The organism is Stenotrophomonas sp. 115C5 (genome assembly GCF_056861055.1).
The window spans coordinates 42,322-66,258 of the sequence record NZ_JBSPUQ010000014.1 but is presented as its reverse complement, the minus strand read 5'-3'; the positions used below and the strand labels follow the sequence as shown (position 1 = coordinate 66,258).

Sequence of the window (23,937 nt, the reverse complement as noted above, 5' to 3'; positions counted from 1 at the left end):
AGTCATGCAATCGATGAGCGCTGAAGCCAACGCCCTGCCCCCGCGTGAAGTAATGGAGTTCGACGTGGTGATCGTCGGCGCCGGCCCCGCCGGCCTGGCCACCGCGATCCGCCTGCGCCAGCGCGCGATCGAAGCCGGCCGCGAGCTGTCGGTGTGCGTGCTGGAAAAGGGCTCCGAACCGGGCGCGCACGTACTGTCCGGTGCGGTGATGGACCCGCGCGCACTGACCGAACTGTTCCCGGACTGCGCCGAACGCGGCGCACCGCTGAAGCAGAAGGTCACCCGCGACGAATTCCTGTTCCTCAGCGAAACCGGCGCACGCAGCACGCCCAACGCACTGCTGCCGGAGTGCTTCCACAACGAAGGCAACTACATCATCAGCCTGGGTGAAGTGACCCGCTGGCTGGCGCAGCAGGCCGAGGCGCTGGAGGTTGCGATCTTCCCCGGCTTCGCGGCCGCCGAAGTGCTGTACGGCGACAACGGCGAAGTGATCGGCGTGGCGACCGGCGACATGGGCATCGAGAAGGACGGCAACATCGGCCCGGCGTTCGAGCGCGGCATGGCCCTGCAGGCCAAGTACACGATCTTCGCCGAAGGCGCGCGCGGCCACCTCGGCCGCCAGCTGATCGCCCGCTACAGGCTGGACGAAGGCAAGGACCCGCAGGCCTACGGCATCGGCATCAAGGAACTGTGGCAGATCGACCCGGCCAAGCATGAGCCGGGCCTGGTGGTGCATGCCGCCGGCTGGCCGCTGGACAGCGATACCTACGGCGGTGCGTTCCTGTACCACGCCGACGGCGGCAAGGTCGCCATCGGCTACGTGGTCGGCCTGGACTACAAAAATCCGTGGCTGAGCCCGTTCGAGGAATTCCAGCGCTTCAAGACACATCCGTCCATCCGCAAGCACCTGGAGGGTGGCACCCGCATCGGTTACGGCGCGCGTGCGATCACTGCCGGTGGCCTGCTGTCGCTGCCGAAGACGGTGTTCCCGGGTGGCGCACTGGTCGGCTGCGAGGCCGGCTACCTCAACGCCAGCCGCATCAAGGGCAGCCACGCGGCGATCAAGACCGGCATGCTGTGCGCCGACGCCGCGTTCGACGCGCTGGCCGCCGACCGCCAGCACGATGAACTGAGCGCCTACCCGAAGGCATTCGAAGCCAGCTGGCTGTTCACCGAACTGCAGCAGGCCAAGAACTTCAAGCAGTGGTTCAAGAAGGGCCAGACCGTGGCCACGCTGATGACCGGCGTGGAGCAGTGGCTGCTGCCCAAGCTGGGCGTGCGCAATCCGCCATGGACGCTGCACCGCACCCAGCCGGATCATGTCTGCCTGGAACCGGCGTCCAAGCACACCCGCATCGCCTACCCCAAGCCCGATGGCGTACTGACCTTCGATCGTCTGAGCTCGGTGTTCCTGAGCAGCACCAACCACGACGAGAACCAGCCCAGCCATCTGACGCTGAAGGATCCGAGCATTCCGGTGAAGGTGAACCTGGCCGAGTACGCCGGTCCCGAAGCACGCTACTGCCCGGCCGGCGTGTACGAGTTCGTCGGTGAAGCCGACAGCGCGCGCCTGCAGATCAACGCGCAGAACTGCGTGCACTGCAAGACCTGCGACATCAAGGACCCCACCCAGAACATCGTCTGGGTGACCCCGCAGGGCGGCGGCGGCCCGAACTATTCGGGCATGTGATTGCTCCGGGCTGCGACGGCGTGTCGCAGCCCGCCTGCCCCGCTGCGTCGCTATCCTGCCCGCCCATGCGCGCTTTCTGCCTGCCCATCACCGTTGTCGTGGCCCTGGCGGCCACGGCCTGCCAGCGCCCGCCTGCGGCTCCGGCCACGCCGGAACAGGCGCACCAGCAGGCCATGCAGCGCGCGTTCGAGTTGTGTGCCGGCTGCCACACCGTACAGCCCGGCGGCATCCACCGCTTCGGGCCGAACCTGCACGGCGTGATCGGTCGTCGCGCCGGCAGCCTGCCCGACTACGGCTATTCCGACGGCATGCGCCGCGCCGACATCACCTGGACCGCGCAGACCCTGGATGCGTTCCTGCAGTCGCCTACCCACGTGGTGCCCGGCACGCGCATGTACAACGCTTTCCCCAGCGCAGAACGCCGCGCGCTGGTGATCGCCTACCTGCAGCAGCAGCCGGCTCAGTGAGCCAGGCGCTGCAGTTGCTGCTGCAGCCGCGCGACGAACCCCGCCACCGCCTCGAACAACGGCTCCGGATCGGTCTCGGCTGCGTCCTGCAGGCGCTCGACCAGGGCATTGGCCTGCCCGGCCAGCACCGTCGCTCCCACCGCGCCCAATCCACCGGCCTGACGATGCAGGTGCAGTGCGGCAGACATGCGGTCACCGGCCTGCACGGCGCGCTGTATGCCCGCCAGATCACCTTCGCTGGCCTGCACCAGGCTGTCGCGCAGCTGCTCGGCCACCGCGCGCGAGCCGAAGCGCCGCTGCAGGCTGTCCAGATCGGGCAGCGTCCCACCATCGTCGGCAGCGGACTCGGCCAGCTCCTCGAACGACTGTCCCTGCGCCTGCGGCAACCAGCGCAGCAGCGCGGTACGCAGCGTGGCCAGTGACAGCGGCTTGGCCAGCACTTCGTCCATACCGGCCTCGCGGCAGCGCCGCGCATCGTCGTCCAGCACACTGGCGGTCAGCGCCAATACGGTCAGCCGCGGCTGGCCGTTGCGGCCCTCGCGTTCGCGCAGCAGGCGGGTGAATGCGAAGCCATCCAGCATCGGCATCCGGCAATCGGTGATGACCAGATCGAACGGCTCCGACGCCAACCGATCCAGCCCCTGCTGGCCATCGCCGACCAGCACATGCGGCACGCCCAGTTGCTGCAGGCGCCAGGCCATCATCGCCTGGTTGGTCGGATGATCTTCGATCACCAGCACGCGTGCCTCGCGCAGCGCCGGCGGCAGCAGCGACGCTTGCTCCTGCTCAGCGACCAGCGCCTCAACATCACCACTGCCGGCTTCCACCAGCGACAGCCGCACCTCGGCGCGGGTGCCCTCACCCAGCGTGCTGTGCAGCTCCAGCTCGCCGTCCATCATCTGCACCAGGCGTTGGCAGATGCTCAGGCCCAGGCCGGTACCACCATGGTCGCGCTGGATGTACGCACCGGCCTGGGTGAACGGCGCAAACAGGTGCTGCAGCTGTTCCGGTGCGATGCCGATGCCGGTGTCGGTGACGCTCAGGCACAGCGGCTGGCTGCCGTCCTCGGCGGTCGGCCCCAGCACTTCCAGCCGCAGCCGCACTTCGCCGCGCACGGTGAACTTGATCGCGTTGCTGAGCAGGTTGAACACGATCTGGCGCAGGCGCACACCATCCACTTCGTGCGCGGCCGCCAGCTGCGGGTCGATCTGCACGTGCAGGTCCAGCCCACGCGCACTGGCCTGCGCCGACAACAACCGGCACACGCTTTCCAGCAATGGCCGCAGCGGCTGCGGCACCGGTTCCAGGCGCAGCGCGCCGGCCTCCAGCCGCGAGTAATCGAGGATATCGTCGAGGATCTGCCGCAGCATCTGCGCCGAATCCTCGATCACCCCCAGGATGCGCTGCTGCTCGGCATCCAGCGGCGAATGCGCCAGCACTTCCAGCATGCCCAGCACGCCACTCATCGGCGTGCGGATCTCATGGCTCATGGTTGCCAGGAAACGCGACTTCGCTTCCGCGGCCTGTTCGGCGTCGGCCTTGGCCGCAGTCAGGGCCTCGGCCTGCGCACGCGCCTCGCTGACGTCCACCCAGTAACCACTCCAGGTCACCGCGCCTGCTTCCGCCGCATAGGGATGGGCCTGGCTGCGCACCCAGCGCGCGCCGGCACCTTCAGGTCGCAGCCGGAATTCCAGAATGAGCGGTGCGAACTGGCGCGCCGCCTGCTCGACCGCATGCAGGATGTGCTCGCGATCGTCTTCCTCGATGCGCTCCAGCAGGCACCTTGCATCCTGCTCGGCCTGCTGCCGGCTGATTCCGAACAACGCCTGCAGGTCACCGGCAATGAACGGGAAGCTGAGAGTTCCGTCTGCCGCACGGCGCGCCTGATAGACCACGGCGGGCAGGTTGTCGGTGACTTCGGCCAGGCGCTGTTCCAGATGACGTCGCCCGGCCACCTCGCGGCGCAGCCGCCAATGCCCGATGGCGTGCACCAGCAGTGCGGTGAGCAGCACCAGCAGCAGCGGCACGCCCCAGCGCGCCACGCTGGTCCAGTCCAGCCCGTTGCGATACTCGACGGCCAGCCAGTCGCCGCGCAGGGCCTCGCGCTGGCGTGGGGTCATCTGCAGCAGCAGGCGGTCGAAAGTGGTGGCCAGGGCGGCATGGCGGCGCTCGACAGCCAGCACCAGCTGATCGTTGAAGCCAGCCGGTGCGGCCACCTGCAGGCGCCCCGGGAAGCGGCTGCGCAGCAGATGGTCAACCACAGCCAGATTGCCTACATAGGCATCGGCGTCGCCATTGATCAGGCGCTGCAGGGCCTGTTCCGCGCTGCGCGCCGCGATGATCCGGGCCTGCGGTGCCTGCTGCAGCACATAGCCACGCACACGCTCCGGATCGGACAGCAGCACCCGCCTGCCCTGCAGGTCGGACAGGCCCAGCAACGCCGGGCTGTCACGCTGGCTGACGATCACGTTCGGCACGCTGATGAAGGGCTGGCTGAACACCCAGTCCGGGCCCAGGTAGCGCGAATCGGCAGGAATGCCCATTACCGCCTGCAGCTCGCCGCGGCGCGCCTTCTCGCGCACCTCGTACCAGTCATGGCTGTTTTCCACCTGCAGGTTGGCGCCGGCCTGCAGCAAACGCCGCAGGTATTCGTTGGCCAGGCCGCTGGGTCTGCCATCCTGGTCCGCGAACGACAGCGGCGCCGCGTTCGGCGCGAAGCCGATCTTCAACGGCTGCTCCAGTACCCGCTTCTCGGCCTGGCTCAGCGCCAGCTGTGCCGATGCCGACCACCGCGGAGGTGGCAGCCAACGCTGCACCAGCGCATCGCGCTGGGCCTGGCTGGTCGCGGCCAGCGCCAGGTCCAGCGCTTCGGCCAGCGGCTGCTTGCTGTTGGGAATGCCGAAGTGCAGCCGTTCGGGCGGCAGATCGCTGGGGCGCAGCAGCACGACCCCCTGCAGGTCCTCGCGGGCGATCAGTTCGGTGGCTACGTACGCATTGCCGATGTAAACGTCAGCCTTGTCGTCTCTGACCATCTCCAGCGCCGCCAGCGAGCTGTTTGCGACAAGCTGTCGTGCCCGGGGGAAGCGTGCCCGCACCTGCGGGCCGGTCAGGAAGTCCTGCTCGATCACCACCCGCAGTCCATCCAGGTCGGGGATGTCGGAGGCGCGCAGATCATCCGGGCGTCCCACCAGGGCCAGCGGCGCCTCGCCATAGGCGGCGGTATAGACCATGCAGCGGGTGCGGTCGGCACTGAGACCGACATTCATCACCACGTCGATCTCACCACGACATGCCGCATCCAGCACGGATGTCCAGTCGGAATAGCGCCTCGCCTCGACCTTCATGCCTAGCTGACGGGCGAGAAGCGACAGATAATCGGGTCCCAGGCCGACCTGCTGGCCATCACGGAGGGACTCGAACGGCGGCCAGCCACTGTCATACTGGCCCACGACGATGCTCGGATGCGCGGCAAGGTACTCGCGCTGCAGCGGCGTGAGCGACAACGGTCCAGGCACCGCCTGTGCCAGCGCCGCAGGCAACGCCAGCACGGCCAGCAGCAGGACCAGCCCGCGAACAGCCCAGCTACGCATCGGCGTCGATCTCCTAGAATCTGCCAGGAACCGCGATGGTCGCGGCCCGGCCTGCCCGGTGGTCATACTAGAGCATGAGCTTGCGCATCATCATCGCAGACGACCACCCGGTGGTCCGTATCGGTACCCGCGCCGTCATCGAATCAAGCGGGGTTGGCCGCGTGGTCGGCGAAGCCGACAGTGCACAGGCGCTGATGGCCCTGCTCGGCAGCCAGCCCTGCGACCTGCTGGTGACCGACTACTCCATGCCGGGCAGCCCACAGGCCGACGGCTTCGCCATGATCGGCATGATCCGCCGCCGCCATCCCGACCTGCCGGTACTGATGCTCAGTGTCTCCAACAATCTGGCGATCCTGCGCATGGTGCTCGACAGCGGCGTGCTCGGCCTGGTCGACAAGAGTTCGTCGATGGACGAACTGCCGCAGGCCATCCAGTCGGTCTACCGGGGCCAGCCCTACATCAGCCGAAGCCTGCGCGAGCGGGTCGAGGCCGCCGGCAGCTGGCGCATGCGCGAGGGCGACGGCAAGCCGCTGTCGCCACGCGAAGTGGAGGTGCTGCGGCTGCTGGGCACCGGCATGACCGTGAAGGAAATCTCGCTGCAGCTGCACAAGAGCGTCAGCACCATCAGCCGGCAGAAGGGTGACGCCATGCTCAAACTGGGCCTGAAGGGCGACGCCGAGCTGTTCGATTACCTGCGCGACGGCAATATCTGAGAGCCAGATCACACAAGAAGGGCATCTGCCACCGCCCTCTTTGACCCGTCGCCGATCTGTGCCAAGATGGCCCGGCATGAGTTCTCAATGCGAGGTCGAAGGAATCGACCGGCTCATGTCCTCGCTCCCGTCCCTGGTGGATGGGGTGCGGTTTCCTGCCGGCCGTCTGGCCCGGCAACGCTGACCATGGAGAGGCGCATGCATCATCCCCCCAAGCTACGTTGGACCCTGCCGGTGCGGCCCCTGCGCGCATTCGCGGCGTGCCTGCTCGTCTCTCTTTCCGCTGCCGCCTGCAGCGCCGCCGATCCGGCCCCCTCGTCCTCCCAGCCCGGCGCTCCTGCGCAGGCTGCCAATGCGCCCCGACAGGATGTTGCCCCGATGCAGACCCCCACCCCCGATACCGCCGTCACCCCGCCCGACGCGCCGACCGTCATGTATTTCACCTACCAGGTGGACGGCGATGGCGCGACCTCCTATGAGGTCCAGAACGGCAGCGTGGCGACCTTCTGGTTCGGCCACACCTTCACCCTCGATGGCACCACGTACTACACGGGTTTCTCCTGGGATACCCGCGAGCACTACGGCAAGCCGGGCGAGCAGACGCCGGCCGGTCCGGATGACCGCGCCAACCTCGCCGAGGCCACCTTCGTGCTGGCCGGCACCGACGCCAGGAAGCCTTGGAAGTTCCGTGGCCAGGAATGGACCATTGGCGCACTGGGCGCGTACGACAAGGCCGACGATGTCGATACCCGGCGCAAGCCGCTTGAGCATCGCACCGCCGACGGCCGCCTGCTGCTGGCGGTGCCGACCAGCAGCTTCGACCGCGGCATCAGCAGCACCGGCTATGCGCTGCTGCTGTTCAACCCCAAGCGCAGCGAAGACGACGTGGACAGCAAGGTCTGGCGCTATGTCGGCTCGGTGCGCACCGGTGAGGACAACAGTGCCGCCTGCGACGAAGGCAACGTAATGCCCTGCACCGGCAGCGACGGCGAACTGGCCTTCGCTGCCGACGGCAACGGCCTGCCGCGCCTGACCGTGACCTTCAAGGGCACCACCATCGAAGGCCCCGGCAAGACCCGCGCACTGGGTGCCAGCGACGCCGTGCACTACACCTTCGACAGCGCGACCCAGCAGTACGTCGCGCCCTGATAGCACCCGCCACGCGCGGGTTCCCTGTTGACCGACATGTTCTTGACTCACGGATGAGTCCGGTTGGCGATTCGCGGCATGCGCCGCTCCATCAACCCCGAGGAAAACGTCATGGCACAGCATGACTACAGCAGAAAGGAAGTCCTGGACATCGTCGAGCAGGTTGCCCGGCACAAGGGCATCCCGGTCGATGACTTCATGCGCTTCGCGCACATCGAGACCGGTGGCAGCTTCAACGAGCGTGCCCACAACACCTCGTCGGGTGCCAAGGGCCTGTTCCAGTTCGTGCCCGGCTCCGCGCGCCAGTACCACCTGACCGGCCACGAGTTCGACCCCACCCGCAACACCGAAGCGGCCGCGCAGATGTACCAGGACAACCTGGACTCGATGGCGCGCCGCAACGAGCGCACCGGCAACCCGTATCTGTCCGGGGGCAACACGCCCACCGGATTGGACCTGTACCTGGCCCACCAGCAGGGCAGCGCCGGCTATGGCTCGGTGCAGACCGCCATTGCCACCGGCACCTTCGGCGTGGTGCGCAACAGCCACGGCGAAGAGATCAACATGCGCCGCAACGTGCTGAACCAGATCGGTTCCGACGCGAAGGCGCTGACCGGCCACACCCTGGCCGAGATGCGCGGCATGAACGATGGCGACCTGGCGCGGACGTTCTCCAGCTACTACATCCACAAGTACGCGGCGATCAGCATTCCGGAAAAGAACATCGCGCCGCAGACGATAGCGTCGGGCCAGACCCAGACCCCGGCAGCGGCCAGCGCCGCCGTGGCGGCCGGTGCTGCCACGCTGGCGGCGACCGCAACGGCTGCTGCCGCGCCGAAGCCGGGCATCGAACTGCAGGCCGCCTACGACGCAGGCCTGAAGTACGACCACGTCAAGTACGCCATCAACATCCCGGGTCACGCGCTGTACGTGCCGGGCAAGACCGGCAAGAACGTGGAGCAGGGTTACATCGACTGTTCCGGTTGGGTCGGCACGCTGCAGAACCGGACCATGGACGAGATCAACCAGAAGGCCGGGCATGCGGTGTTCAGCAAGGCCGATCGCATCGACCTGGGCAACCTGGGTTCCGGTGGCATCGTGCGCAAGGCGTTTGACCAGTCCGGCGTGCTGCTGGACCGCGACGCGATCCTGAAGCCCGATGCGCTGAAGGAAGGCATGATCATCGGCCTGGATACGGCCAAGACCCGCCATGAGCACTGGAACGGCATCGACCACATCGTGATGGTGGTGCGCGACCCCAACACCGACAAGCTGCTGATCAGCCAGTCCACCGGCAGCAAGGGCGTGCACACCATGCCGGTCGAGGACTACCTCAAGCAGGTGAAGGAGCACCCGAACTGGAAGCTGTACGCCACCGATCCGCTGTCCAAGGCGCGCGACCTGCTGGAAAACCGCACCCAGTCGCATGAGCAGCCCCAGGGCAAGCCTGCCGCCGAGCACAAGGCCGCTGCCACCCCGCACGCCGAACTGTACAAGCAGGGCGCGCACAGCGAGGGCGTGCGCAAGGTGCAGGAGCAGCTGGGCCACCTCGGCTACGTCGGTGCCGACGGCAAGCCGCTGGTCGAGGATGGCCGCTTCGGGCGCAACACCGACGCGGCGGTGCGCCAGCTGCAGAAGGACAACGGGCTGGTGGCCGACGGCATTGTCGGGGTGAAGACGCTGGAGGCCATCAAGGAAGCCCGCGAACGGCCGTTGCTGAACGACGAGCGGCACCCGCGCAATCCATTGTTCATCCAGGCCAGCAAGGGTCTGGAACTGATGCCGGCAGGCACCTTCAAGGATCGCCACGCGCTGGAAAGCGCCGCTGCGGCCCTGACCAAGGAGGCGCATGCCGCCGGCCTGCAGCGCATCGACACGGTGGTGCCGAGCCCGAACGGTGAGCGCCTGTTTGCCGTGCAGGGCACGATCGGTGACCCCGCCGCCAGCCGCGTGGCGGTGGATACCCGTGCCGCCAGCGAGCAGAGCCTGGCACTCAGCAGCGGTGCCGTGCAGGGCGCGCCGAACGTGCTGCACCAGCAGCAGGATGCCCAGCAGGAGCAGGCCCGGCAGGCACAGAAGGCGATGGGCGTCTAAGCCCGCAGCGCCTTGGGAGAGAAGGGAGGGCCACGTCCGCGTGGCCTTTTCCCTTTCTGCCAGCTGAGCGGCCGAGGCCGCTTTCAGCCTTGCTTCATGCCGCCTGCCGCTAGATGAATGCGCAAGCCGCACGGTGGACCAGGCAATGTTCCGGCAATGTTGGAACGCCAGCGTGGACACCACGGCAGCCGGGGCGCCCCACGCCCTCCCTGCCCAGCGTGGCATGCACCTCACAGGAGAACGAACATGCTCAGTACTTCCGCACTCAGCTTCCGTGGTCTGGCGATGGCTCTGGCACTGGTGGCCGGTGTGGCCGTGGTCAGCGATGCCAGCGCGATGTCGAGGAAGGACAAGCGCACCCTGGTCGGCGCCGTGGTCGGTGGCGTGGCCGGCAACCTGCTCTCCAACGGCGATCCTGCGGCCACCGTGGGCGGCGCCGTGGCCGGCGGGGCGATCGGCAACCTGACCACCTCCGACCGCCGCGACCGCCGTTACTACGATAATCGTCGTTACGACGACCGCTACGATCGCCGTTACGACCGTGGCTACTACCGCAGCGGCTACTACGACCGCGGTGACGACCGTCGCTGGCAGCGCGAGCGCTACTACGACAACCGCTACTACCACGACCGCGGTCGCCATCGCGGCTGGTAAGCAGCGCGGCATCTCCCATGCCGATGCACGGACGGGCGGGTCGATGACCCGCCCGTTTGCGTTGGCCGCGTGCATGGCGTTGAATGCGCAGCCTTGGATGTGACTTTCCCCACCGGGGCTGCGGCATGACTTCTTCTTCCCACCGCGTGCAGGGCCTCAACAACGACGAGGTCGCTGCCGACTGGCCACCGATCAGCGCGGCGGACATCGCGTGGCTGCGCCGGCGTTACCCGCAGCTGGGCGAGCACAGCCAACCGCGCTGGCACAGCCCCCGACCGCTGTCGGCCGCCGCGATCGTCGACGGTGTGGACGGCGCGGTGTTCATCAAGCGCCACCACCACAACGTGCGCAGTGCGGCCTGCCTGGAAGAAGAACACCACTTCATCGTCCATCTCGCCGCCGCCGGCGTGCCGGTGGTACAGGTGCTGCCGGCCACCGATGGCCACAGCGCCGTCGAGCATGGCGAATGGACCTTCGAGCTGCATGCGGTTGGCGTCGGTGAGGACCTGTACCGCGACGCCGTGTCGTGGTCGCTGCTGACCGATGTCGCACAGGCCCGCGAAGCCGGGCGCGCACTCGCGCAGCTGCACCGCGCTGCGGCCAGCTATCACTCGGCGCAGCGCAGCACCCATGTGCTGGTCGCGCGCGACGATCTGATCCGCGCCGACGATCCGATCGCGGCCATCAAGGCAGGGCTGCACGAGCGCCCCGGGCTGGCCCGCTATCTCGCGCGCATTCCGTGGGAAGCGCAGCTGCAGCGTGACGTGTTGCCGTGGCATGCCGGCCTGGCCAAGCGCCTGCGCGACGAGCCGCGGCTGTGGGCCCACAACGACTGGCATGTTTCCAACCTGCTGTGGCGCGATGGGCAGATCAGTACCGTGCTGGATTTCGGCCTGGCCTCGCCCACCAGCGCACTGTTCGACCTCGCCACCGCGATCGAGCGCAACGCGGTGGCGTGGCTGGAGCTGGAGCGCGGCATGGAGGCGGTGCGCATCGATATCGCGCTGGCCCTGCTCGACAGCTACCGCCAGGTACTGCCGCTGTCGGCGGCACGCGTGCACCTGCTGGCCGACCTGCTGCCGATGGTCCATTTCGACTTCGCACTGTCCGAAGTGGAGTACTTCGAAGGCGTCACCGGCTCGACCGCGAATGCCGACGTGGCGTGGCAGCCCTTCATGCTGGGGCACCCGGCGTGGTTCCACAGCGCGCCGGGACAGGCACTGCTGCAGGCCCTGCACGCGGCAGCCTGAAGGGCGCCGGCTCGCAAATCCGTACCATTTGTAGTGAAATGGTCACCTGAAGCGGGGGTGCCTGGATCTGCCAGGCTGAGAGAGTCCCTTGGAACCTGATCCGGTTTGCACCGGCGTAGGGAGCTTTGAGCCGCAGCCACACCCCCGTCATGGGCCGGTGCACCTGCGCGCCGTCGCTTCGTCTCCCTTGTTGTCCGAAGACGAATCGAATGAACCGCTGCCTTCGCCCCACCCTGCTCTCCCTCGCCCTCTGCGCCGCGCTGCCGCTGCATGCCCGCGAGGCCGAGGCGTCCCCTGATGTGGCTGCCACCGGCGCCGAGCGCTCGCCCACCGAGCTTGCGGCGGTGCGCGTGCAGGCCGGCAAACCGAAGGCCGATACCTCACGCGTGAACGCCTTCGGTGGCGGCAGCTGGAAGGACACGCCGGCCTCGGTGAACGTGCTCGAGCGCGATTACCTCGATCGCCGCCAGGTGCGTTCGCTGTCCGAGCTGGCCAGCAACGATGCCTCGCTGGGTGATGCGTATGCGCCGGTGGGCTACTACCAGAACATCGCCATCCGTGGCTTCGCCCTGGACGCCGCCACCGGCTATCGCTTCAACGGCCTGTCCATCGCCGGCGAACAGCGCCTGGCGCTGGAGAACGTGCAGTCGGTTGAGATCCTCAAGGGTGAAGCCGGTCTGGCCGCAGGCGTGATGGCGCCCGGCGGCATCATCAACTACATCGGCAAGCGCCCGGCCGAAGTGCGCACCGCCACGCTCGGTACCGACTCGGAAGGCTCGCGCTACGTCGCCGTCGATGTCGGCCACTGGATCACCCCGCGTTTCGGCCTGCGCCTGAATGCCGCATGGGATTCCAGCAATTCCTATGTCGAGCACGCCGATGGCCGCCGCAACTTCTACTCGCTGGCCGCCGACTGGCTGATCGGCGAACGCGGCAAGCTGGAAGTGGATGCCAACTACCAGACCAGCTCGCAGCGTTCGGTGTCCGGCTACCAGCTGCTGGGCGCACGCGACCTGCCGCGCGGCGTCGACCGCGAGCATCTGCTCGGCTACCAGCCGTGGCAGCGTCCGGTGGATATCGCCAGCACCAACATCACCGCCCTGCACACCTACGATTTCAACGACGCCTGGCAGTCGCGCGTCTCGGTCGGCCACAGCCGCTCGGTGATCGACGACAACGTCGCCTTCGCCTACGGCTGCTACTACGCCGTGCAATGCGCCGATGGCAGTGTGCCAGGCAACTACTTCGCACCCAACGGCGACTACGACATCTACGACTACCGCAGCCCGGACGACACCCGCCGCAACCAGCAGGCCCGTGCCGAGCTGCGCGGCCGTTTCGAGACCGGCAGCGTCGGCCATGAGCTGACCATCGGTGCCGACTACTTCCGCCGCACCGTGGACAAGCGCCCGAGCGTCAACGAATACGTTGGCACCACCAACATCCACGATGCGCAGGTGCCGGTGTTCGCACCGTCGCCGAAGATGCCGGGCCCGTCCGCACGTCGCCTGGACAGCCGCCAGACCGCGTTCTTCGCGCTGGACCGGATCAGCTTCGGCGATGACTGGCAATGGCTGGCCGGTGGTCGCTTCGTGCGCCTGGACGAGCGTGCCTACGACAAGCGTGGCGTCCCGCAGCGGCACAGCCGCCTGTCGCGCTTCCTGCCGCAGACCGCAGTGGTGTGGAAGGCCACCGACCAGCTCAACGCCTACGCCAGCTACGTGCGCGGCATATCGCTGGGCCAGGAAGCGCCGTTCTGGACCAGCAACGCCGACACCTTCCTGCCGTCGGTGCAGTCGCGGCAGCTGGAAGTGGGCGTGAAGTACGTGCCGGTCGAGGCGCTGACCCTCGGTGCGGCCGTGTTCCGCATTTCGCAGCCGTACCAGTACGCCAAGCCGGACAACAGCGACGTGGGCTACACCTTCGTCGAGGAAGGCACCCAGACCCACACCGGCCTGGAGCTGACCGCCAACGGCCGGCTGACCGATACATTGCAGATCGTGGCCAGTGCCAGCGTGCTGCAGGCGCGCGCGCGCGACACCGGTACCCCGGCCTATGAAGGTCATCAGCTGGTGAACGTGCCGAAGGTACGCGCCAGCGTGCACGTGGCCTACGCGCTGCCGTTCGTGCCGGGCCTGGATGTGACCGGCGGCTGGCGCTATGCCGGTGCCAACGTGGCGCGCGCCGACGGCGGCGTGCGCGCACCGGACTACTCGGTGTTCGACGCCGGCCTGCGCTTCCAGCATCGCCTGCACGAGCGTGCGGTGACCTGGAACTTGTCGGTGGACAACGTGTTCAACCGCTTCTACTGGCGTGATACCGGCAGCAGCGGCGGTGACTACTACCTGTTCCCCGGCGCGCCGCGACAGGCCCGCCTGTCGGTGACGTTCGCGCTGTGAGCGGCGTCATGCTGGAATGGACCGCCGCGCTGTGCAGCATCCTCGGCGTCTGGCTGATGGCCCGGCGCCGGCTGGCGGCGTGGCCGGTGGGCCTGCTGTCGGTGACGCTGTACGGGCTGGTGTTCGCCGAGGCCAAGCTGTACTCGGACACCCTGCTGCAGGTCGCCTTCGGCGGTTTCCTGATCTATGGCTGGCTCAACTGGCGCCAGCACGCCGCCGATGAGGGCAGCATCCGCATCGTGCCGCTGGCGCGCGGCAAGCTGTTGCGCGACCTGGCCATCGGCCTGTGCGGTGGCGTGGCGCTGGGGGCAGCCATGCACACCTTCACCGATGCCGCGTTGCCGTGGCTGGACGCGATGCTGACCGCACTGAGCCTGGTCGGCCAGTGGTGGCAGGCGCGCCGCCACGTGGCCTGCTGGTGGGTGTGGATCGCGGTGGACGTGGTCTATGTGGGCGCGTACCTGTTCAAGTCGCTGCACGTGACCGCCGCGCTGTATGTGTTCTTCCTGGGCCTGGCCGTGTTCGGCCTGCGCGCATGGAGCGCGGCCGCGCGTGAACCGCAGGTGGCAACGCAGTAGAGCCACGCCATGCGTGGCTGGGGGCCACCGGTAGTCGCCAATCTTGGTTGGCGTGCCTGCCGACCAAGGTCGGCATCTACCAGGCATATCCACGCATGGTGTGGATCTACTGGGTAAGCACCAGGCCCAGCCGCAGCGGCTGGCGCATGTCGGCCGGTGGCGCCGCCTGCAACGGCGCTGCCTGCAGGGTCGCGCGCAGGTCTGCGTCAACCTGGGCATCGCCCAGGCTGTCGAATTCCAGCTTCGAGATGCGGCCATCCGCCGCGATCCACACGCTCACCGGTAGCGGCGTCGGTGCATCCGGATGTGCCTGCAGCCATTCCAGCACGCGCTGCGCCTGCGGGTCCTGCTCCTGCTGCAGGCGCTGCTGCAGCTGGCCCCCCACGGCGGCGGCGTAGGCCATCCAGTGCGCAGGAGCTTCCTGCGCGGACACCGCGGCGCTCCCCAGTGCCAGCGCACCGAACAACGCGGCCAGCGGCCGCCACCAGCGGCGTGCGCCGGTTGTGTTCCTTGCCATCGCCATCGCCTGCCTCCTGCACTCGCATCCAACAGCAGATGGTCGGGGCGGTAGATGACAGGCAGATGGCGGTCGCCGCTGCCCGGCGCGATCAATCGCCCAGATCAGCCAGCACTTTGCGCGAGGGCGCGAAGAAGGTCACGCCGGTGGTTGCGGTGGAGAAATCGAGGATGCGGTCGTGCAGCGGCGCGGGATTGCCGATGAACATGCGCTCCAGCATCTTCTCGATCACCCACAGGCGGCGGGTGTAACCAATGAAGTAGGTGCCGTATTCGCCGCGGCCCGGGTTGGCGAACGGCATGTTGTCACGCAGGATCTCGTGCTCGCCGTCGGCGTCTTCGATGGTGCACAGCGTCTTGTGCGACTTCTGCGCATCCGCCGGTGCGTCATCCAGCTCGATGTTGTCGTGCTTGGTGCGGCCGATGATCGCTTCCTGCGCTTCGGTCTTCTGTGCGCGCCAGGCATCAAGATTGTGCAGGTACTTCTGCACCACCACGTAACTGCCACCGGCGTGCTCCGGGTCTTCCTCGCCCACGATGGTGGCTTCCGGCAGCGACAGCCCTTCCGGGTTGGCGGTACCGTCGACGAAATCGAGCAGGTCGCGGCCATCGAAATAGCGGAAGCCGGCCACGTCATCGACCGTCTCCACCGCATCGCCAAAGGCCATCAGCAGGTTGCGCTCGAACGCCACGATCAGATCCATGGTGCGTGCGCGGATGTGATACAGCAGGTCGCCGGGCGTGGATACGGCGGTGTGGGTCGCGCCCTTGATCTCGCGGAACGGCTGCAGCTCACGCGGCGGCGTGGTGCCGACCAGCGGCTGCCACACGCGGTGGCCGATGGCCACGTTGCAGGTAAAGGTTCGCTCGATCTCGCGGATGGCGGTGTTCTTGATCAGGTCATCGGTGCTGGCCAGTACCTCGCGCGCCTTTGCGATCGACGCCTCATCATCCTTCACCTTCAGCACCAGGAATGCCGCCGAATGGGTCAGTGGCGCGGTGATCTGCTGCGGCTCGTTGTCGAGCGTGTGGTTGAGGGCGGTGATCGGTGCGGGCTGGGAGTTCACGGCGGTTCCTGCTGGCTTGAGGCGGGCGCATCGCGTGTGGCGATGTGCGGGCGATCATAGCCGAAGCCCCTGATCGGCGACGGAGCGGTTCTCAGGTCGCGGCGGATGCCGCGTGCGTTTGAGACAGCGCCATGACACTGCTAGCCTGCGCCATGAGGCCGGCAACACGTGGCCATCCCTGCACTTCACGGAGGAAGACGCTGATGTCCCATACATCGATGCAGTGGCTGCGCGCATCCGCCACAACCGTGGCCCTCGCTCTGGCGTTGGGCACACCGCTTGGCGCGCACGCCGCTGCCGAGGATCCCTTCTTCACCGCCCTAGATCGCTACGGCGCCGATGACTTCAGCGGATGCGCGCGACTGCTCGGCGAGCTGTTGCAGCGTGGTGGCCGCTTCGCCGACGGCGGCGAGCTGCTGCTGGTTGAATGCACGGCCGCTGCCGGCGACCGCAGCCAGGCAATGGACTACGTGAACCAACTGCTGCCCCGCGGGCGCCTGTCATTCGATGATCTGCTGCACAAGGATCGGCCGGGGCTGAACGCCCTGCGCGCCGATCCGGCGTGGCCGGACATGCAGCGGCGCGTGGAAGCCGCCGAGCAGCAACGCCTCGCGCAGCTGGACGCACCGTTGCGCAAAGAGCTGCTGGAACGCGCCGGACGTGACCAGGCCGCCCAGCATGTGGCCATCGACGCGGGGGGTGGCGATGCGTTCAAGGGCGTAGCACCGGTGGCCCAGGCCAATGCCGATTGGTTGAAGACCGTGATTGCCGACAAGGGCTGGCCGACCTATTCGCGGGTCGGCCATGACGGAGCCAAGGCGGCTTGGCTGATCGTCCAGCACGCCGATCACGATCCCGCGTTCCAGGCACAGGTACTGCCGCTGATCGAACATGCGGCGAAGGCCGGCGAGGCCGATCTTCCCGATCTGGCGTTGCTGACCGATCGCGTACTGCTCGCGCAGGGCAAGCCGCAGCGTTACGGCAGCCAGCTCACCACCGCCGGCGACGGCACGATGGAGCTGCGGCCCACCGAAGACATGGACGGACTGGAAGCACGGCGCCAGGCCATGGGGCTGCAACCGCTGGCGCAGTACAAGGCCACGCTGTCGGAGGCGTATCGCAAGCCGGTCCGCTAGGGCCGTATCAGCCTGGACGCATCACGGCTCGATGCAGACAGCGTACTGCTGTGGGTCGTTCCAGGCGATGCGCAGATACGGACCTTCGAGCAGACCGCGGTCGCGAAGCCAGGCAAAGACCTCGGCCGGGCTCCATTCGCGACCGGCCAAGAACGCTACGCCCCGGTCACGCAGGGCAGCGAACAAGCGGGCTTTGCCGATGTCGTCGTCCATTTCGGCGCACAATGTCGCCGCCTGCCCCGCCACGCCGAGTGCCTGCAACGCCGCACGCGCGTCTGCGTCCAGCACCACCACCTGCACGGTATTGCCGTCGGCCTGCTGCACATACGCGGAAATGGGGATCAGCATGCGCTGGACTCTGCCTGGCTCGGCCCAGTATGCATGCTCCGCGGCGGGCATCAGCAGGTTCAGGTCGCATCACTCCAGACCGCCAGCTCATAGCCGTCCAGATCGCGGAAGTGGAAGCGGCGACCACCGGGGAACGCGAACACCGCCTGCACCACCTCGCCACCGGCGGCAACTACGCGTTGCTGCGTCTCGGCCAGGTCCGCGCAGTACAGGATCACCAGCGGCCCCCCGTGTGCACGCACCGGTGCGTCAGACACGAAGCCGCCTTTCAGACGGCCGTCGTAGAACTCGGTGTAGGCCGGCCCGTAGTCGGTGAAGTGCCAACCGAACACCTCGCCGTAGAAGCGTTTGCTGCGGGCAATGTCGGCGACGTTGAATTCGATGTTGTCGATGCGGCATTCGGCATCGTGGGGTGCGACGTGGCTCATGGCGTGGCTCCGTGGTGGGAGCCCCAGCTTCAATCAGCGCGGCATCGAGGTCTTGAACGAAACGGCCATCATTGGCCCCATTCGAGGCGCAGTTCGCGTGCGGTCATGCCACCCAGCTCACGCGCCTCGCGACTGAGATGGGCCTGGTCGGCATAGCCGGCCTCGGCGGCCAGCATTGCCAGCGAGTGCTGCGGCAGCGCGCGGCTGTGGCGCAGGAAACGTTGCAGGCGCAGGATCCGCTCCAGCGTCTTCGCCCCATAGCCGAACTGCGACTGGCTGAAGCGCCGCAGGCTGCGCGGGCTCAGGCTCAAGTGCGCCGCCAGCGTATCCAGCGTGGCGTGACCAGCGGCGAGCGCCTGGAACAGGACATGGGCGCGCCGCGCCGGGGTATCGAGCGCGGCCGCACTCATATGCTGGTGCAGGCAGTGCGCCATTCGCTGCAGGCGCTGTGCAGGCGCGGTGTCACCAATGGAGGCTGCAGCCCTGCTCGCCCACGCGCCCTTCAGATCGGCCAGTGGCACGGCCTGGCCGATGATCTCGGCCAAAGGCAGGGCCAGTGCCGCCAACGCCTGGCCGGGACGGAAGCGTGCCCCCAACACCTGCGCACCGGGTGCCAGCGCCGGGTGCGCGGCCACGCGGTCCGGGCCGACCACGAACAACGCACCGTCGCGCCAGAGGATATCCACGCAGCCATCGGGCAGTACGGTGATGTGCCCATCGGCATCGGCAGGAAGCTGGCTCTGCCACAGCTGGCCAAAGTGGCCGCGCAGCGGCGCAGGCGCCAGATGCTCCTGGTAGGCCGTGCCGGTACCTGCGAGGGAGGAAGGGTCGCCCATGCCGCATTGTGGCGCCACAGGGCCCATAAAAGTGAAGCCCGGCGCGAGGCCGGGCTTCGGTTGGCGTGTGGGAGAGAGAGAGAGAGTCACACGCCAGCACAACACGCACTAACGACAGGCGTTTGTTACCAGGTGAAGCGCGGGCCCACGAACCACTCGCGGTCGCCGGCCTTGGCCAGCTTCACTTCGCCGCTCAGGCCCCAGTTCTGGTTGAACTTGGCGGTGGCGCCCACACGGCCGTAGAACTCGCCGTCCGGGTTGTAACCGTGCTTCTTGCTGAAATCTTCGTAGCCGGCCATCACGTAGCCTTCCACGTACGGGTTGAACGCGGTGCGCACGCCCACTTCGGTGGAATAGCCGTTGAAGTCCAGGCCGCGCTTCTCGTCGTACTTCTGGTACGCAACACGGGCCACCAGATCGGTGTTCGGTGCGATGCCGTAGTTGTAGCCGACACCCAGGCGCCACTGGTCGACGTCATTCTTGAACTTGTCGGTTTCCTGGGCGCTGTAGTCGCCAAAGACGTGGAAGTTCGGGTGCACCGCCACGGAACCCTTCACCTTCCAGCCATCGGCGTCGCCGCCCTTGGCATCGGTGTTCACGTAGCCGCCTTCAACGTAGTTGTACGACAGGCCATCGGTCGCCGATGCAGCGAACGGCAGAGCAGCCAGAAGACCCAGGGCGAGCAGCGAATTCTTGTTCATCGGGACACACCTTTAATTATTTTGGTTTCGTCGACCGCCTCCCGGGAGGGGGAGAGAGAGGAGGCGGTCGACAGGTGTGAATTATCCGTTAGGGGGTCTAATCGACCCTGAATATTGAACTGACTGGTGTATAAATAAGGCTCCCGTTCAGGGAACTCCAACTGCGCTGCGTACGCATCAATCCAACCCAGGGTCGCGAGATGAAGAGACTGGCTTGCCTGCTTCTGCTGCTCACGATGCCGATGCTTGCGCACGGTGCGCATGCAGCCGCCTCTGCGGCGGGGGTCAATGCGGGCACGCTGGATGACTTCCTCGATCAGGTCGAGAAAAGCAACGCAGGCGTCGGCAGCGTGTCCATCTTCAGGAATGGCCACGAGGTCTACAACAGAAGCTTCGGGCAGAACAGCCTGCCGCCCGTCGCGCACGACGACAGCACCCGCTACCAGATCGCCTCGGTGACCAAGATGGTCACCGCCATCCTGGCGTTCAAGCTGATCGAAGAAGGCCGGTTGAGCCTGGACGATCACCTGTCGGACTTCTTCCCCGACATGCCGTCGGCGCAGCAGATCACCGTTGGCCATCTGCTGGCGCATTCCAGTGGCCTGGGCAACTTCGCGATAAAGGACGGCGCGGTCTGGGTGGTGGACGAGGTTAGCCAGGCACGGATCCTCGACGAGATACGAAGGCAGGGCACTGCGTTCGAGCCGGGGACGCGCGTGGCCTACTCCAACTCTGCCTACCTGCTGCTGCGGATGATCCTGGAACAGCGCTACGGCACCGACTACCAGCACATCGTCGAACAGCAGATTGCAGAACCGCTGGCGTTGCAGCACTTCGCTGCAGCACCGTCGCACACCGCCAACACCTTCAAGTCCTATGCATACGCAGGGCAGTGGAACGAGATCAAGGACATCGCGTACACCAACGTCATCGGCGTGGGCGACATCGCCGGCACCACGCGCGAACTGAACGTGCTGATCAACGCGCTGTTCCACAACCGGTTGCTGCGCAGGGAAAGCCTCGACCGGATGACGCCGGTTGCCGGCGCGGGCTGGGGAAAAGGACTGGCCGAGTTCCCGTTCGGTGAGCAGCGCTTCCTGGGCCACGCTGGCGATGTACTGGGCTCTCATTCGCGCGTCATCTACAACCCTGCCGATGATGTGTCGATCGCGTACTCCACCAATGGCGAGCGCATTCCAACCTCTGACTTCCTGCAGACCCTCGTTGGCATTGTCTACGGCAGTGGCTTCACGCTGCCGGCCTTGAAGTAGCCATACGCGCCGATCTACCGGGCAACGGGCAATCCGCGTTTGCAGCCTGTATGAACACGCGAAAGCCTCACAGGGTGATATCGGCTTCATACAGATGAATTGGCTGTTCTGAACAGGCACAAGGCGATCGGCCGGCGTACATCAGCTCGCCTGATCCCGCTTGTTAATGCTGGGTCAGAAGCGGACTTCACAACCCATCCACGTATTCAAATTTCAGCTGAAAGCGCTTGTCAGCAGCGGGAACAAACGCCGCTATATTCCAGCTTCCCCAGACGAAGGAGGGAGTGCAATGAACCTGAACCCGCAACACATGAAGACGGCCCGCGCACTTGCTGTAGCGCTCATCGCCACCGTCAGCCTTGGCGCCTGCGCCTCTTACAAGAACGAGTTTGCAACCATCAACTCGCGTCTCGACCAGCTCGACGTCAAGGTGCAGGGTGCTGCGCAGAGCGCGGAGTCCGCCAACCAGTCCGCGCAGCAGGCCAACCAGCGTCTGGACCAGATCGAAGGTCGCGTGCAGCAGCTTGAAAGGGCACCGGCCGGCCGCAAGCCGCGCGGGTAATCGCTCCCTCACTGCTTGAATTGATCCATCTCTGTATCGGGAACCAGTGGCCTTCGCCGGCCACTGGCGTCCTTCCACCCAAGACTGCATTGCAAGGAGCCGTCCCATTCGTACCTACTCCTCCCCTGCACGCCGCGCCCTCCATGCCGCACTGGCCATGGCACTGGTCGTTGCGTGCAGCGGCGTAGCCAACGCCAGGGACAAGGACGCACCTGCACCATCGGTAGCCGCCATTGATGAACTTCCGGCTGACCAGAGCGTGTCCGAAACGGTGATCGAGCTGGCCGGCTGGGTCGTCGCCAGCAAGGACAACCAGGGCTATCCGTTTGCGGTCATGGACAAGGCGGCGGCGCAGGTCCTGGTGTTCGGCGGTGACGGCAAGTTGCGCGGCGCGGCCCCGGCGCTGTTCGGTTCGGCCATCGGTGATCACTCCGCACCCGGCGTGGCCAAGCTCGCACTGAGCGCGATTCCCGGCCACGACCGCACCACGCCTGCCGGCCGCTTCATCGGCGGCTACGGCCCCTCTGATGATGCCGGGCGCGTGTTGTGGGTGGACTACGATTCGGCGGTCTCGCTGCATCCACTGCCACCCGGCACACCGAAAGAGAAGCGCGCCGAACGGCTGGCATCGCCCTCGCCCGACGACAACCGCGTCACCCACGGCTGCATCAATGTTTCCGCCGCGTTCTACGAACAGATCGTGGCGTCCACGTTCCAGAAGGGCGGCGTCTTCTACATCCTGCCGGACAAGGATTCGATCGCGAAGACGTTCCCGGAATTCGCGCAGAGCCGCGGGGATGCGAAGGACGAAGACGAGAAGGGCGCGCGGCGCGCAAGCAAGTAACACGCTCGTCGGCAGATTGGAATTCAGGAAGCCGCAGCCCCTGCGGCCCGCGCCAATGCCGCGGCGTGCGCGTCGCCCTTCCGCTCGCTGTAGCGGTCCACCAGGTAATCCGACCGCCCTCGCGTCAGCAGCGTGAACTTCACCAGCTCTTCCATCACATCCACCACCCGGTCGTAGTACGGCGAGGGCCTCATGCGCCCCTCTTCATCGAATTCCTGCCAGGCCTTGGCCACCGACGACTGGTTGGGGATGGTCAGCATGCGCATCCAACGTCCAAGCACGCGCAGCGTGTTGACCGTGTTGAACGACTGCGAGCCGCCGCTCACCTGCATCACCGCCAGCGTCCTGCCTTGCGTGGGCCGCACGCTGCCATCCTCCAATGGCAGCCAGTCGATCTGGTTCTTGAACACGCCGGTGACCGTGCCGTGCCGCTCGGGGCTGACCCAGACCTGGCCTTCCGACCACTGCGACCACGCGCGCAGCCGCTGCACTTCGGGATGACTCGTGTCCACGCTGTCCAGCATCGGCAGCGCATGCGGGTCGAACACGCGGGTCTCGCACCCCAGGTGACGCAGCAGCCGTTCGGCTTCCAGCGCCAGCTTGCGACTGAACGACTGCGGCCGCAGCGAGCCGTAGAGCAGGAGGATGCGTGGCGGCCCCAGATCTGCCGCGGCGAGCTGGTGATGATCGGGCTGAGGCAATGACGATTCCACCAGGTTGGGCAGGTGGGTACTTGTGATCGGCTTATTCATTCGACTATTCTAGAAATATGGAAACGTTGAATGCAATCGCCGCCCTCACCGCCCTCGGCCATGCCACCCGCCTGGCTGCCTTCCGCCTGCTGGTGGAGGCTGGCCCGGCAGGGCGCATGGCGGGCGACATCGCCACGGCCCTGCAGGTGCCCCCAGCCACGCTCAGCTTCCACCTGAAGGAGCTGGTGCAGGCCGGGCTGGTGGAGAGCGAAAGCCAGGGCCGCCATGTCTGCTATCGGGCCAACTTCGGCGCCATGAACGGCTTGATCGAGTACCTGACGCACAACTGCTGCGCGGGCTCGCCGGACGCTGAGTGCGCACCCGCAGCACCTGCGTGCAAGTGCTGACACCGCATACGACCTTCCCCATCGAAGCGATTGCCCCATGACCCGTTCTGTCCTGTTCCTCTGTACCGGCAACAGTGCCCGCAGCGTGCTTGCCGAAGCCACCCTGCGCGCCTGGGACGGCGATCGCTTCACCGCCTTCAGTGCCGGCAGCCAGCCCACCGGCCAGGTCAATCCGTTCGCACTGGCGCAGCTGCAGGCCGAAGGGATGCCCATTGAAGGGCTGCGCAGCAAGTCGTGGGATGAGTTCGTGGATGCAGCCCCGATGGACCTGGTCATCACCGTATGCGACTCAGCCGCAGCGGAGGCCTGCCCGGTGGTGTTCGGTGATTTCATCCGCGGCCACTGGGGCCTGCCCGATCCGGCGGCCGTAGCGGGTAGCGATGCCGACAAGGCCGCAGCATTCGCGCAGGCCCATGCCATCGTGAAGCTGCGACTGCGTGCATTGCTCGCGCTGCCCGAATCGGTGTGGTCCGACCGCTCGGCGCTGCAGCAGGCGCTGGACCGGATCGGCCGGCTGCTGCCGACCGACGGCGCGCAGTGACGGT

At 66.8% G+C, this 23,937-nt stretch carries 23 protein-coding genes and 1 riboswitch; of the genes, 15 read left to right on the top strand and 8 right to left on the bottom strand.

What is annotated here, in order from left to right:
• Positions 1 to 13 precede the first annotated feature (13 nt).
• The gene (locus AC13FN_RS15745; protein WP_482984362.1) at positions 14 to 1,690 is read left to right on the top strand and encodes an electron transfer flavoprotein-ubiquinone oxidoreductase; all 1,677 of its coding nucleotides are present in this window, start codon (positions 14 to 16) and stop codon (positions 1,688 to 1,690) included.
• A 65-nt stretch (positions 1,691 to 1,755) separates the two neighbouring features.
• Positions 1,756 to 2,157: a c-type cytochrome gene (locus AC13FN_RS15740; protein WP_478413165.1), complete on the top strand. Its 402-nt coding sequence runs from the start codon at positions 1,756 to 1,758 to the stop codon at positions 2,155 to 2,157.
• Here AC13FN_RS15740 and AC13FN_RS15735 read toward each other — a convergent pair.
• Positions 2,151 to 5,747, bottom strand: coding sequence for an ATP-binding protein (locus AC13FN_RS15735; RefSeq protein WP_482984363.1), 3,597 nt, complete (start codon positions 5,745 to 5,747; stop codon positions 2,151 to 2,153). The two genes, AC13FN_RS15740 and AC13FN_RS15735, sit on opposite strands and share 7 nt — an antisense overlap.
• Positions 5,748 to 5,821: 74 nt before the next feature.
• Between AC13FN_RS15735 and AC13FN_RS15730 the strand changes: the two genes are divergently transcribed.
• The 7 genes from AC13FN_RS15730 to pnuC all read left to right on the top strand — a co-directional run bounded on the left by AC13FN_RS15730 (position 5,822) and on the right by pnuC (position 14,584).
• Positions 5,822 to 6,460: a response regulator gene (locus tag AC13FN_RS15730; RefSeq protein WP_010487129.1), complete on the top strand. Its 639-nt coding sequence runs from the start codon at positions 5,822 to 5,824 to the stop codon at positions 6,458 to 6,460.
• Between the two features lie 378 nt (positions 6,461 to 6,838).
• Entirely contained in the window at positions 6,839 to 7,609 is a 771-nt protein-coding gene (locus tag AC13FN_RS15725; protein WP_482984364.1) for a hypothetical protein, read from the top strand.
• Positions 7,610 to 7,720: 111 nt separating this feature from the next.
• Positions 7,721 to 9,703 (top strand): peptidoglycan-binding protein, encoded by a 1,983-nt coding sequence (locus AC13FN_RS15720; protein ID WP_049435546.1) that lies wholly within the window; start codon positions 7,721 to 7,723, stop codon positions 9,701 to 9,703.
• A gap of 246 nt (positions 9,704 to 9,949) precedes the next feature.
• Positions 9,950 to 10,357, top strand: a complete 408-nt coding sequence (locus AC13FN_RS15715; protein WP_005411889.1) for a glycine zipper 2TM domain-containing protein — start codon at positions 9,950 to 9,952, stop codon at positions 10,355 to 10,357.
• A gap of 125 nt (positions 10,358 to 10,482) precedes the next feature.
• Positions 10,483 to 11,607 (top strand): phosphotransferase enzyme family protein, encoded by a 1,125-nt coding sequence (locus AC13FN_RS15710; RefSeq protein WP_482984365.1) that lies wholly within the window; start codon positions 10,483 to 10,485, stop codon positions 11,605 to 11,607.
• Positions 11,608 to 11,650: 43 nt separating this feature from the next.
• Positions 11,651 to 11,746, top strand: a riboswitch (TPP riboswitch).
• A 70-nt stretch (positions 11,747 to 11,816) separates the two neighbouring features.
• On the top strand, positions 11,817 to 14,006 hold the full coding sequence (locus tag AC13FN_RS15705) for a TonB-dependent receptor (protein WP_482984366.1): 2,190 nt from the start codon (positions 11,817 to 11,819) through the stop codon (positions 14,004 to 14,006).
• Between the two features lie 8 nt (positions 14,007 to 14,014).
• On the top strand, positions 14,015 to 14,584 hold the full coding sequence (gene pnuC / locus AC13FN_RS15700) for a nicotinamide riboside transporter PnuC (RefSeq protein ID WP_217014800.1): 570 nt from the start codon (positions 14,015 to 14,017) through the stop codon (positions 14,582 to 14,584).
• 106 nt (positions 14,585 to 14,690) lie between these two features.
• Here the strand turns inward: pnuC and AC13FN_RS15695 are convergent, their stop codons facing one another.
• Both AC13FN_RS15695 and AC13FN_RS15690 read right to left on the bottom strand, forming a co-directional pair.
• Positions 14,691 to 15,107 carry a hypothetical protein gene (locus AC13FN_RS15695; RefSeq protein WP_049480475.1) on the bottom strand — a complete coding sequence of 139 codons (417 nt, stop codon included), beginning with the start codon at positions 15,105 to 15,107 and terminating at the stop codon, positions 14,691 to 14,693.
• Positions 15,108 to 15,192: 85 nt separating this feature from the next.
• Positions 15,193 to 16,167 (bottom strand): Dyp-type peroxidase, encoded by a 975-nt coding sequence (locus AC13FN_RS15690; RefSeq protein WP_049435434.1) that lies wholly within the window; start codon positions 16,165 to 16,167, stop codon positions 15,193 to 15,195.
• A 203-nt stretch (positions 16,168 to 16,370) separates the two neighbouring features.
• Here AC13FN_RS15690 and AC13FN_RS15685 point away from each other — a divergent pair, with 203 nt between their 5' ends.
• The gene (locus AC13FN_RS15685) at positions 16,371 to 17,303 is read left to right on the top strand and encodes a DUF6624 domain-containing protein (RefSeq protein WP_482984367.1); all 933 of its coding nucleotides are present in this window, start codon (positions 16,371 to 16,373) and stop codon (positions 17,301 to 17,303) included.
• Positions 17,304 to 17,324: 21 nt separating this feature from the next.
• Here the strand turns inward: AC13FN_RS15685 and AC13FN_RS15680 are convergent, their stop codons facing one another.
• The 4 genes from AC13FN_RS15680 to AC13FN_RS15665 all read right to left on the bottom strand — a co-directional run bounded on the left by AC13FN_RS15680 (position 17,325) and on the right by AC13FN_RS15665 (position 19,616).
• Positions 17,325 to 17,651: a hypothetical protein gene (locus tag AC13FN_RS15680; RefSeq protein ID WP_049435432.1), complete on the bottom strand. Its 327-nt coding sequence runs from the start codon at positions 17,649 to 17,651 to the stop codon at positions 17,325 to 17,327.
• A 59-nt stretch (positions 17,652 to 17,710) separates the two neighbouring features.
• Positions 17,711 to 18,079 carry a VOC family protein gene (locus AC13FN_RS15675; protein WP_049435431.1) on the bottom strand — a complete coding sequence of 123 codons (369 nt, stop codon included), beginning with the start codon at positions 18,077 to 18,079 and terminating at the stop codon, positions 17,711 to 17,713.
• A gap of 68 nt (positions 18,080 to 18,147) precedes the next feature.
• Positions 18,148 to 18,915: a helix-turn-helix transcriptional regulator gene (locus AC13FN_RS15670; RefSeq protein ID WP_482984368.1), complete on the bottom strand. Its 768-nt coding sequence runs from the start codon at positions 18,913 to 18,915 to the stop codon at positions 18,148 to 18,150.
• Between the two features lie 125 nt (positions 18,916 to 19,040).
• On the bottom strand, positions 19,041 to 19,616 hold the full coding sequence (locus AC13FN_RS15665) for an OmpO family porin (RefSeq protein WP_004134798.1): 576 nt from the start codon (positions 19,614 to 19,616) through the stop codon (positions 19,041 to 19,043).
• A gap of 200 nt (positions 19,617 to 19,816) precedes the next feature.
• Between AC13FN_RS15665 and AC13FN_RS15660 the strand changes: the two genes are divergently transcribed.
• From AC13FN_RS15660 to AC13FN_RS15650, 3 genes are all read left to right on the top strand, one after another.
• Positions 19,817 to 20,887: a serine hydrolase domain-containing protein gene (locus tag AC13FN_RS15660; RefSeq protein WP_230080522.1), complete on the top strand. Its 1,071-nt coding sequence runs from the start codon at positions 19,817 to 19,819 to the stop codon at positions 20,885 to 20,887.
• Between the two features lie 289 nt (positions 20,888 to 21,176).
• On the top strand, positions 21,177 to 21,449 hold the full coding sequence (locus AC13FN_RS15655; RefSeq protein WP_010487149.1) for a hypothetical protein: 273 nt from the start codon (positions 21,177 to 21,179) through the stop codon (positions 21,447 to 21,449).
• 157 nt (positions 21,450 to 21,606) lie between these two features.
• The gene (locus tag AC13FN_RS15650) at positions 21,607 to 22,293 is read left to right on the top strand and encodes a L,D-transpeptidase (protein ID WP_049435429.1); all 687 of its coding nucleotides are present in this window, start codon (positions 21,607 to 21,609) and stop codon (positions 22,291 to 22,293) included.
• Between the two features lie 23 nt (positions 22,294 to 22,316).
• On the opposite strand, the gene arsH is transcribed toward AC13FN_RS15650, so the two are convergent.
• The gene (gene arsH / locus AC13FN_RS15645) at positions 22,317 to 23,045 is read right to left on the bottom strand and encodes an arsenical resistance protein ArsH (protein ID WP_049435428.1); all 729 of its coding nucleotides are present in this window, start codon (positions 23,043 to 23,045) and stop codon (positions 22,317 to 22,319) included.
• A 17-nt stretch (positions 23,046 to 23,062) separates the two neighbouring features.
• Between arsH and AC13FN_RS15640 the strand changes: the two genes are divergently transcribed.
• Both AC13FN_RS15640 and AC13FN_RS15635 read left to right on the top strand, forming a co-directional pair.
• Positions 23,063 to 23,392, top strand: a complete 330-nt coding sequence (locus AC13FN_RS15640; protein WP_049435427.1) for an ArsR/SmtB family transcription factor — start codon at positions 23,063 to 23,065, stop codon at positions 23,390 to 23,392.
• A gap of 37 nt (positions 23,393 to 23,429) precedes the next feature.
• Complete coding sequence (locus AC13FN_RS15635; protein WP_049435425.1) at positions 23,430 to 23,933, top strand: arsenate reductase ArsC; 504 nt, start codon at positions 23,430 to 23,432, stop codon at positions 23,931 to 23,933.
• The last annotated feature ends 4 nt before the right edge of the window (positions 23,934 to 23,937 follow it).

What these genes read in the sequence shown, in the direction of transcription:
- AC13FN_RS15745 (WP_482984362.1), top strand. Translation starts at nt 14, where the DNA reads ATGAGCGCTGAAGCCAACGCCCTGCCCCCGCGTGAAGTAATGGAGTTC.
- AC13FN_RS15740 (WP_478413165.1), top strand. Translation starts at nt 1,756, where the DNA reads ATGCGCGCTTTCTGCCTGCCCATCACCGTTGTCGTGGCCCTGGCGGCC.
- AC13FN_RS15735 (WP_482984363.1), bottom strand. Translation starts at nt 5,747, where the DNA reads ATGCGTAGCTGGGCTGTTCGCGGGCTGGTCCTGCTGCTGGCCGTGCTG.
- AC13FN_RS15730 (WP_010487129.1), top strand. Translation starts at nt 5,822, where the DNA reads ATGAGCTTGCGCATCATCATCGCAGACGACCACCCGGTGGTCCGTATC.
- AC13FN_RS15725 (WP_482984364.1), top strand. Translation starts at nt 6,839, where the DNA reads ATGCAGACCCCCACCCCCGATACCGCCGTCACCCCGCCCGACGCGCCG.
- AC13FN_RS15720 (WP_049435546.1), top strand. Translation starts at nt 7,721, where the DNA reads ATGGCACAGCATGACTACAGCAGAAAGGAAGTCCTGGACATCGTCGAG.
- AC13FN_RS15715 (WP_005411889.1), top strand. Translation starts at nt 9,950, where the DNA reads ATGCTCAGTACTTCCGCACTCAGCTTCCGTGGTCTGGCGATGGCTCTG.
- AC13FN_RS15710 (WP_482984365.1), top strand. Translation starts at nt 10,483, where the DNA reads ATGACTTCTTCTTCCCACCGCGTGCAGGGCCTCAACAACGACGAGGTC.
- AC13FN_RS15705 (WP_482984366.1), top strand. Translation starts at nt 11,817, where the DNA reads ATGAACCGCTGCCTTCGCCCCACCCTGCTCTCCCTCGCCCTCTGCGCC.
- pnuC (WP_217014800.1), top strand. Translation starts at nt 14,015, where the DNA reads ATGCTGGAATGGACCGCCGCGCTGTGCAGCATCCTCGGCGTCTGGCTG.
- AC13FN_RS15695 (WP_049480475.1), bottom strand. Translation starts at nt 15,107, where the DNA reads ATGGCGATGGCAAGGAACACAACCGGCGCACGCCGCTGGTGGCGGCCG.
- AC13FN_RS15685 (WP_482984367.1), top strand. Translation starts at nt 16,371, where the DNA reads ATGTCCCATACATCGATGCAGTGGCTGCGCGCATCCGCCACAACCGTG.
- AC13FN_RS15680 (WP_049435432.1), bottom strand. Translation starts at nt 17,651, where the DNA reads ATGCTGATCCCCATTTCCGCGTATGTGCAGCAGGCCGACGGCAATACC.
- AC13FN_RS15675 (WP_049435431.1), bottom strand. Translation starts at nt 18,079, where the DNA reads ATGAGCCACGTCGCACCCCACGATGCCGAATGCCGCATCGACAACATC.
- AC13FN_RS15670 (WP_482984368.1), bottom strand. Translation starts at nt 18,915, where the DNA reads ATGGGCGACCCTTCCTCCCTCGCAGGTACCGGCACGGCCTACCAGGAG.
- AC13FN_RS15665 (WP_004134798.1), bottom strand. Translation starts at nt 19,616, where the DNA reads ATGAACAAGAATTCGCTGCTCGCCCTGGGTCTTCTGGCTGCTCTGCCG.
- AC13FN_RS15660 (WP_230080522.1), top strand. Translation starts at nt 19,817, where the DNA reads ATGAAGAGACTGGCTTGCCTGCTTCTGCTGCTCACGATGCCGATGCTT.
- AC13FN_RS15655 (WP_010487149.1), top strand. Translation starts at nt 21,177, where the DNA reads ATGAACCTGAACCCGCAACACATGAAGACGGCCCGCGCACTTGCTGTA.
- AC13FN_RS15650 (WP_049435429.1), top strand. Translation starts at nt 21,607, where the DNA reads ATGGCACTGGTCGTTGCGTGCAGCGGCGTAGCCAACGCCAGGGACAAG.
- arsH (WP_049435428.1), bottom strand. Translation starts at nt 23,045, where the DNA reads ATGAATAAGCCGATCACAAGTACCCACCTGCCCAACCTGGTGGAATCG.
- AC13FN_RS15640 (WP_049435427.1), top strand. Translation starts at nt 23,063, where the DNA reads ATGGAAACGTTGAATGCAATCGCCGCCCTCACCGCCCTCGGCCATGCC.
- AC13FN_RS15635 (WP_049435425.1), top strand. Translation starts at nt 23,430, where the DNA reads ATGACCCGTTCTGTCCTGTTCCTCTGTACCGGCAACAGTGCCCGCAGC.